This window comes from Micromonospora sp. M61, from assembly GCF_018070245.1.
Classification (GTDB): domain Bacteria; phylum Actinomycetota; class Actinomycetes; order Mycobacteriales; family Micromonosporaceae; genus Micromonospora; species Micromonospora zamorensis.
In genome coordinates this window covers 91,368-98,288 of the sequence record NZ_JAGPYA010000023.1, presented here as the reverse complement: position 1 = coordinate 98,288, position 6,921 = coordinate 91,368, and the positions used below count along the sequence as shown (strand labels likewise).

The window sequence follows — 6,921 nt, the reverse complement described above, 5'->3', positions numbered from 1 at the left end:
CGCAGCATCGCCCGGTTCGACTCCTCCACCGCGCGACTCATCGGCCCCCGTCCACTCCGCTCGTCGCCCGGCCCCAGGCTACCGCCGGTGCCTTCGCCGGTCGGGTAGCGCGCCGCCGCCCGGTGAAAGCACCGGCGACCATCATCAGAGCGACGACGCCGAGCAGTGCGCCCAGCAGCACCGTGCTGCGCACACCGTGGCTCGGTAGCGCGAGGCCGGCGACCAGGGTGCCACCGGTGATGCCGACGTTGACGGCGGCAGAGACGGTGGCGGCGGCGAGGTCGGAACGCCCGGGCGCAACCTCGAGCACAATGCCACCGAGCACCGCGGTGAACGCCGCGAACGCCAGCCCGGCCAGGGCGAGCAGGCCCACGGCAGCCGCCGGCCGGTGGCCGACCGCGTACAGCCCGAGCAGTGCCACCGACTGGAGCGTGACGGTCGCAGCCAGGGCGAGCCACGGGCTGCGGTCCACCACCACTCCGACGGCGAGGATCCCGAGCACGCTGGCGACGCCGCGCACCAGCAGGATGACCCCGACCGCCGAGGCGGCGAACCCGCTGACCTCGGTGACGAAGAGGGCGACGTAGGTGTAGCCGGCGATGGCACCGGCGGTCGCCAGGATGGCCACCGCGACCAGCAGCCAGAAGCGGTAGACGTCGGGTGTCGCGCCCCGGGCGGCATGTCCCTCGTTGGGTGGCGTCGACGGCAGGAGCGAGGCCACCGCGACGAGCACGATCGCGCCGAGCCCGGCCACCGCCAGGAACGACACCCGCCAGCCGGCGCGTTCGCCCAGCCAGGTGCCCGCGGGCACGCCCAGGACCAGAGCGACGCTGCCGCCGGCGAACACGATCGCGACCACCCGACCGCGCAGTCCGGGTCGGAACAGCTCGGCCGCGGCCGGCACCACCACAGCCCAGAACAACGCATGGGTCGCCGCGGTTGCCATCCTGGCCGCCAGCAGCAGCGCAAACGAGCTCGCGAACACCGTGATCGCGGTGCTCACCACGAAGCCGGCCAGGAGCGCGGACAGCAGTCGCCGACGGGGGATTCTCCGGGCCAGCGCCGTCAGCGGGATCGAGGCGACGACCACCACCGCGCCGTACGCGGTGACGAGCATGCCCACCTGCGACGGCGAGACGGCAAGGTCCGCGGCCATCGGGAGCAGCAGCCCGATGGGCAGCGCCTCCGCTGTGGTGTAGAGGAACGTCCCGCCCGACAAGCCGATCAGTGCTCCCACTGCTCGCCTGTGGCCCATGCGACCTCCCTTGTTACCAGCTAAATCATGTACGCCAGAAACAAGCTAGCGATCCCCCTTGCCGACGGTCAACTGGTAAAGTTGGTTTTGATGGAAACAGTCGAGGGCGTCACGCGGATGAACCTGGTGGGCGGCAACCTCGCCCTGGACTTCATCAACACCCGCTCCGGCCCACCCGTCGGGCTCCCGGACGACGACGTGCTGACCGGCTATCCGGAGCTGGTCGCCTGGGGGGTGCACGCGGGCGCCCTCACCGAGACAGAGGCGACAGCGCTGCGCCGGCTGTCCCGCAACGACCCGGACGGCGCCAGCGCTGCCTTCTCGCGAGCCCTGCACACCCGCGACTACCTCGACGAGGTGTTTCGGCCGCTGACCGTTGGAGAAGCCCCGAGCACGTCTGCACTGGCCCGGCTGCGCGACGACGAAGCGGACGCACTCGGCCACGCACAGCTTGAGGGCGGCAGCACGTTCGACTGGGTCTGGCGAGACGACCACACGCTCGCCCGACCTCTGCGGCCAGTGGTGCACGCAGCAGTCCAGTTGCTCACCACGGGTGCGCTGGACCGGATCAAGGGATGCGGAGGCTGCCGCTTCATCTTCAACGACGAAAGCAAGAACCGCAGTCGCCGCTGGTGCAGCATGGACGACTGCGGAACCGCCGAGAAGATGCGCCGCTACGTCGCAGCGCGCCGCACGCGCGCGACGCAATGAGCGCGCTGCCGCCGTCGGGAAAGCCTGGTGGATACCCGTTGCTGTCGACAGCCCACCGCGCGCTCGCGCGCCGGCCGCACCAGAACGCCTGATAACCGCTGTAACGGTCACGGTGCATTCGGGCAGGATCATCGGCCGTGACACTTGTCCTGCCGCCGCGCCTGACCGCCTCGGCTCAGAGCTTGCGCGAAGCCGCTCACCGACGCGGACTACGCACCGTCCAGCTTCGCACTTTCGACGTACCTGCCGGGTTGCGTGCTGATCACCTTCATGCGGGACCAAGCTTCGCCGACGTCGTCGCACCGCTGCTCGGGATCGCGCCCCTGGAGGCTGCACCTGGCTGGCTGACTGGCCTTCCTCGTGAACTTACCCGCCGCGAGATCACCTTGGTCGCCATCGGCGAGGCCTACGAACTCCGGCGACCGGCGTTCATCAAGTCGCCCAACGACAAGAACATCCCGGCGATGATCTACACCGATGGCTCCCGCCTGCCCGGCCCGGATGCTGTCGACCGACGGACTCCAGTGCTCGTCAGCGACATCGTCGACTTCACCGCCGAGTACCGGCTACACCTGCTCGACGGTGTTGTCCACACAGGCAGCCAGTACGCCGCGCACGGCCGGTTGCACCTCGGCCCTCCGTCGACTGACGCACTAGCCTTCGGCACCGATCTCATCGCCGGATACGGGCACACGCTGCCCTCCGCCATCGTCGTGGACGTTGGACTGGTCGACGGCTCCTGGGCTGTGATCGAGGCGAATGCCGCATGGGCCAGCGGCGCCTACCTGGCGGATCCAGACCTGGTTCTCGATGTCGTCCTCCGAGCGGCCAGCCCAACGGCTTCGGTCACCGCCCGCGACCGACAGTTCATCCGACGACCTCAGGTGACCGGTGCGATCTAGGCTCTGTGAGCGCCACCTCGTCGAGTTGAAGCAGCACCAGGAGCGGTTGTCAGGGCAGACCTCGTGCATCGTTCCATCCGGTCCCATCCGGTACCTCCGCGGTGGTCCCATGGCCTGTAGTGCCGCTGCGGTACGCGGCCTCACGGGCGGCCTGTTCCTCGCCGGCCGGGTCGGTCACCCGAAAGCCGTGCAGGTGAACGGCCTCGGCGTCGATGTCGTCCGGCGCAGAGCGGCCCTCGACGGAGAAGCCGAACAGTGCGCGCAACGCCTCCTCGCCCAAGTCAAGGGGATGGAACGGCAGCGGGTAAGGGTCCTGGTTGTGCCAGCCCGGTACGGGCTCGACGGCATGCTCACCGGCCCAGTACGGCAGTTCGAAGTCGTACGGCTTGCCGATGTTTTCCTGGATGCCTCCGTCCGGCGACAGGCTCAGCGACCTGATCAGCACACCGTCCTCCCAGACCGCGAAACTGAGCCAGTCCAAGACCGAGTGCATCCCGTGCATGATGATCCTTCGGCTCGCCTCGACCGCTTGGCACCACGCAGCGCCGGACGGATGTCTCCGTCGGCAAAAGCCAGTAGGGCCGTCTTCGCCCCATACCGCTCCTCACGATTTCGGCAAACGACCGTCGCGCGCCTCTGGCAGACGCCTCCCGACGGCGTCGACCCGGCTCGCTCGTGACACTCGTTCTTTCAGGCTACGGACGCGCGCAACGGATCCGTTGGGTCGATCGCGGCATCGTCGAATCGCTGTTCCAACGCCTCGGTGTCGTGCTGCTGCCGGAACGCCTTCTCGGCTGTGGTGATCGGCAACAACCACAAGAGCCGGGCATGCCCAGACGGCAACGCGCACACCTCCAGGTCTGGGCCGTGCAGATAGGGCAAGCTGACGAGCAGGTGATCACACGCGGAGCCCGGGAGCCAAGGGTCGCCAATCGGCATCGTGTGCCAGTGGTCGAGGCGATGGCCCACGTGGTAGTAGGCGGCCATGGCGATCAGATCGACCATTGCCGATTCCCGCAATTTCGACGTCATCACGAACTCGATCCCGTGGCCGTCCTGGTTGACCGCCGACCAGCAGCCGGCGGTGACATATGCCCAGGAGTCGCTGCGGGGTCCTGGACCGACGATCATGATGCGCAGGTCGGGCACAGCCCTGCGACGGCCGAACCCAAGGTCGTAGTCGACGATCTCAACGTCATGCCCAGCGAAGAAGGCCCGCACGTGAGCCTCGGTCGCCTCCACAGCCGCCAGCCGTTGCCGCCTCCGTTTCACCGTGCCCTCCTCCTCGCCTCACATCCTGGCGCGCACGGCCTCACCGTGATCATGTCGGCCATTATTCGACGCCGCTCTGTCAGGCATCAAACGAGACCCGGCATCGCCCGCAGCCGGTTGTCCGGCCGGCCCCGTCAGGGGCCGAGGCTTCTCTGATGCTCGCCGAACGATCGGGTGAGGCTGTCCAGAGCGGCTTTGCCCTCCTCGGCGGTGCCCACGCCAACTTCGACGCTTCCAGCGGCGCTAGCCGCTTCATTTTGAAGTCTGGATGTCAAGACTGAATCCCTCAGTGAAGGCGGGGTCGCCCTCGGTGGTCGCCCTGTGGGATGGTGCGGGCGTGAGCGAAACGGGGCAGTCGGATCCGGTGACGGCGATGCCGGAGAAGCTGGATCAGTGGCACGACTTCCGCAAGAGCGTGGCGCTGGTGTCGATGGTGCTGTTCTTCTTCTGCCTCCTCGCCCTGGGCAACGTCGTCTACCAGGTAGCCATCGCTGGCGACGAACGGGGAGTCTTCGACCCGTGGTCGTTCCTCGGCTTCCTGTCGGTCGCGGTGCCGCTTGGCGTGGCCGCAGTAACCGGCTTGCGCGTCTACCGGGCAACCAACAACGCCGAGTCGAAGCGGCGCGGTCGGATCATGGGCCTTGCGTTGCTCGCCGCCGCTGTCCTGCTCGTCGTAACGGGCGTCATCGGGGACCTGCTGTCGTGAGCTTCGTCGTCGAACCCGGTGCCCTGGACCGGGCTGCGGCCCTCATCAACGACGCGAGCAACGATGCCCAGACCGCGAAGGCTTACATGCTCAGGCACACGGACATGCAGTTCCACAGCCAAGGGCTACTGAACAAGGCGTGGCAGGCGCATGGGCACCTCGTTGATGAGATGACCAAGCGGCTCACCCACCTGATCGACCTGCTGAACAAGTCACGAGATGCGCTGCAAGGCACCGCGAACCACTACCGGCACACCGACACCGGCAACGCGGCCCGTCTGGACGCCACCTACCCCACCGTTGACCGCAGCGGCTACGAACTGCCCGCTGGCCGCCCGCTGAGCGGGAACATGCCGTGAGAGAGCCAACGGACTTCCTCGTCGAGCCCGGCCAACCGGACGCCTCACTGACCAAGGGTTTCGCCAACCCCATCGGCATCCTGGACGCCATCTCCATCTCCCACTGGATCAACCAGATCATCAAGGACGTCGCCGGCTACGACGTCATCGGCACCATCACCAACGTCTTCGTCGGGGACTGGGAGAGCTTCTACAAAGCAGGCGACGCCTACGGCAACCTCGGCCAGAGCCTGCAAGCTCTCGGTCAGAACGTCAGCCTGATCTCCTCCCAGCTCGACCAGCAGTGGGACGGCCAGGCCGCCGACGCCGCGTTCACCTACTTCCGCCAACTCGGGACCGCAGCGGTTGAGCAGAACGTCGTCCTGGCGCAGATCGAGGAGCAGTACCACGAAGCCGGGCGGGCAATCTGGCTGTTAGCCGACATGATCGGCGGCCTCATCAAACTGATGATCGACAAGGCCATCATCATCGGCGTCAGCGCCGCCGCCGGCACCGCGCTCATCGAGACCGGCGTTGGTGCCGTCGCCGGTTACGGCATCGCCACCTGGCAAGCCATTGAGCTGGTCAAAAAGGTCAACGACGCTGCGTTGAAGATCCAGACCGGAGGTACCCTGATCCTCGGCTTCTTCAGCTTCATGAAGACCCTCGCTGAGCAGGGCGGCGACCTGTCCAAGGTCCCCCTGCCCGATCAGCCCTACACAAGTCCGGTGCTCCGTGACGCAACCTGAATCCCAACCAGAGCGGCAGTTCCTCGAACTCACCGAAGGCAACCAAGGGCTCGCCAAGCTCCTCCACGCCTGCCTCACCCAACTCCGCGACGGCGTTGCCGGAAGCGACCTCCAGGAGATGGCCCGCGACGTCCTGGCTGGCCACACCGACCTTCGACAGATCGCCGCCACCGACGCCTACGGCGGCATGCTGCTGGATCACTACCAACGCTTCCGCACGTGGGAACAAACCCTCGACCCGGAGGAACGCCAACACATGGCGGACCAAGCGGCCGACCTCACCGCACGTCCTGAGGCGCACTGATGTGCCCCTAGCGCTGCTGCTCAGTCGGTCGCTGCTGCCAGCACCGCCCCAGCGCTCGTCAGATCCAGTTCGTGCACCCGGTGCTGCGCAACGCACTACAACACGCAATGCGGGAAGAGCTGGTGTCGCGCAACGTCGCCAAGCTGGTACGAAAGATCCTGGCTGCCGCAGCCGGTCACCGGCTCCATGCGCTCTACGTCGTGACGGCCGAGGTGTGGGAGGACCACGCCCTCGTGTTTCCCTCGGAACGGGGCACTCCGATGGAGCCGACCAACCTCAGCCGCTCTTTCGCCCGACTCCGGGAAACCGCCGGTCTGCCTGGTGTCCGCCTTCACGACCTGCGGCACGCCGTGGTCTCGCTACTGATGGAGCTGGGCGTACCGCCGCACGTCGTTCAGGCCATCGCTCGGCAAGCTCGACGGGAAGCTCTCGTGAGTGCCGTTGCTGTCAGCGTTGCTGTCAACCGGTTGACTCGCGGCAGTGCCCAGCGGGAAAAGCCTGATGGAATTGGAGCCCCCGGCCGGGATCGAACCGGCGACATCTCGCTTACAAGGCGAGTGCTCTGGCCAGCTGAGCTACAGGGGCGCGTGCGTCGAGGTCAGCATAGCGAGTGACGTCCGGATATCCCGCTCGCGATGCCTCCCGAGCACGGGAAACGTCAACAACCCGACGCCTGTACGCCTT

General features: G+C 67.2%; 9 protein-coding genes, 1 tRNA gene and 1 pseudogene. 7 read left to right on the top strand and 4 right to left on the bottom strand.

Features of this window, described 5'->3' with window-relative positions:
- Nucleotides 1-37 precede the first annotated feature (37 nt).
- On the bottom strand, nt 38-1,255 hold the full coding sequence (locus KBX34_RS15750) for an MFS transporter (protein WP_210925583.1): 1,218 nt from the start codon (nt 1,253-1,255) through the stop codon (nt 38-40).
- A gap of 90 nt (nt 1,256-1,345) precedes the next feature.
- Between KBX34_RS15750 and KBX34_RS15745 the strand changes: the two genes are divergently transcribed.
- Together KBX34_RS15745 and KBX34_RS15740 are read left to right on the top strand one after the other, a co-directional pair.
- Nucleotides 1,346-1,966 (top strand): ABATE domain-containing protein, encoded by a 621-nt coding sequence (locus KBX34_RS15745; protein WP_210925581.1) that lies wholly within the window; start codon nt 1,346-1,348, stop codon nt 1,964-1,966.
- A gap of 137 nt (nt 1,967-2,103) precedes the next feature.
- Nucleotides 2,104-2,868 (top strand): ATP-grasp domain-containing protein, encoded by a 765-nt coding sequence (locus KBX34_RS15740; protein WP_210925580.1) that lies wholly within the window; start codon nt 2,104-2,106, stop codon nt 2,866-2,868.
- Nucleotides 2,869-2,917: 49 nt separating this feature from the next.
- Here the strand turns inward: KBX34_RS15740 and KBX34_RS15735 are convergent, their stop codons facing one another.
- Nucleotides 2,918-3,361 (bottom strand): hypothetical protein, encoded by a 444-nt coding sequence (locus KBX34_RS15735; protein ID WP_210925578.1) that lies wholly within the window; start codon nt 3,359-3,361, stop codon nt 2,918-2,920.
- Between the two features lie 197 nt (nt 3,362-3,558).
- Entirely contained in the window at nt 3,559-4,140 is a 582-nt protein-coding gene (locus KBX34_RS15730; RefSeq protein ID WP_210925576.1) for a suppressor of fused domain protein, read from the bottom strand.
- Nucleotides 4,141-4,450: 310 nt separating this feature from the next.
- Here KBX34_RS15730 and KBX34_RS15725 point away from each other — a divergent pair, with 310 nt between their 5' ends.
- The 5 genes and pseudogenes from KBX34_RS15725 to KBX34_RS33620 all read left to right on the top strand — a co-directional run.
- Nucleotides 4,451-4,846 (top strand): hypothetical protein, encoded by a 396-nt coding sequence (locus KBX34_RS15725; protein ID WP_307871407.1) that lies wholly within the window; start codon nt 4,451-4,453, stop codon nt 4,844-4,846.
- Entirely contained in the window at nt 4,843-5,205 is a 363-nt protein-coding gene (locus KBX34_RS15720) for a WXG100 family type VII secretion target (protein WP_210925575.1), read from the top strand. Before KBX34_RS15725 ends, KBX34_RS15720 begins: the two co-directional genes overlap by 4 nt.
- Entirely contained in the window at nt 5,202-5,933 is a 732-nt protein-coding gene (locus KBX34_RS15715; RefSeq protein WP_210791235.1) for a WXG100 family type VII secretion target, read from the top strand. The genes KBX34_RS15720 and KBX34_RS15715 overlap by 4 nt, the downstream gene beginning before the upstream one ends.
- Nucleotides 5,920-6,237, top strand: coding sequence for a hypothetical protein (locus tag KBX34_RS15710; protein WP_210791237.1), 318 nt, complete (start codon nt 5,920-5,922; stop codon nt 6,235-6,237). Before KBX34_RS15715 ends, KBX34_RS15710 begins: the two co-directional genes overlap by 14 nt.
- Nucleotides 6,238-6,344: 107 nt before the next feature.
- Nucleotides 6,345-6,629 (top strand): annotated as a pseudogene (locus KBX34_RS33620) (tyrosine-type recombinase/integrase); the annotation flags it as partial.
- A 116-nt stretch (nt 6,630-6,745) separates the two neighbouring features.
- On the opposite strand, the gene KBX34_RS15700 reads toward KBX34_RS33620, so the two are convergent.
- A tRNA-Thr gene (locus tag KBX34_RS15700) sits at nt 6,746-6,822 on the bottom strand.
- Nucleotides 6,823-6,921 lie beyond the last annotated feature (99 nt).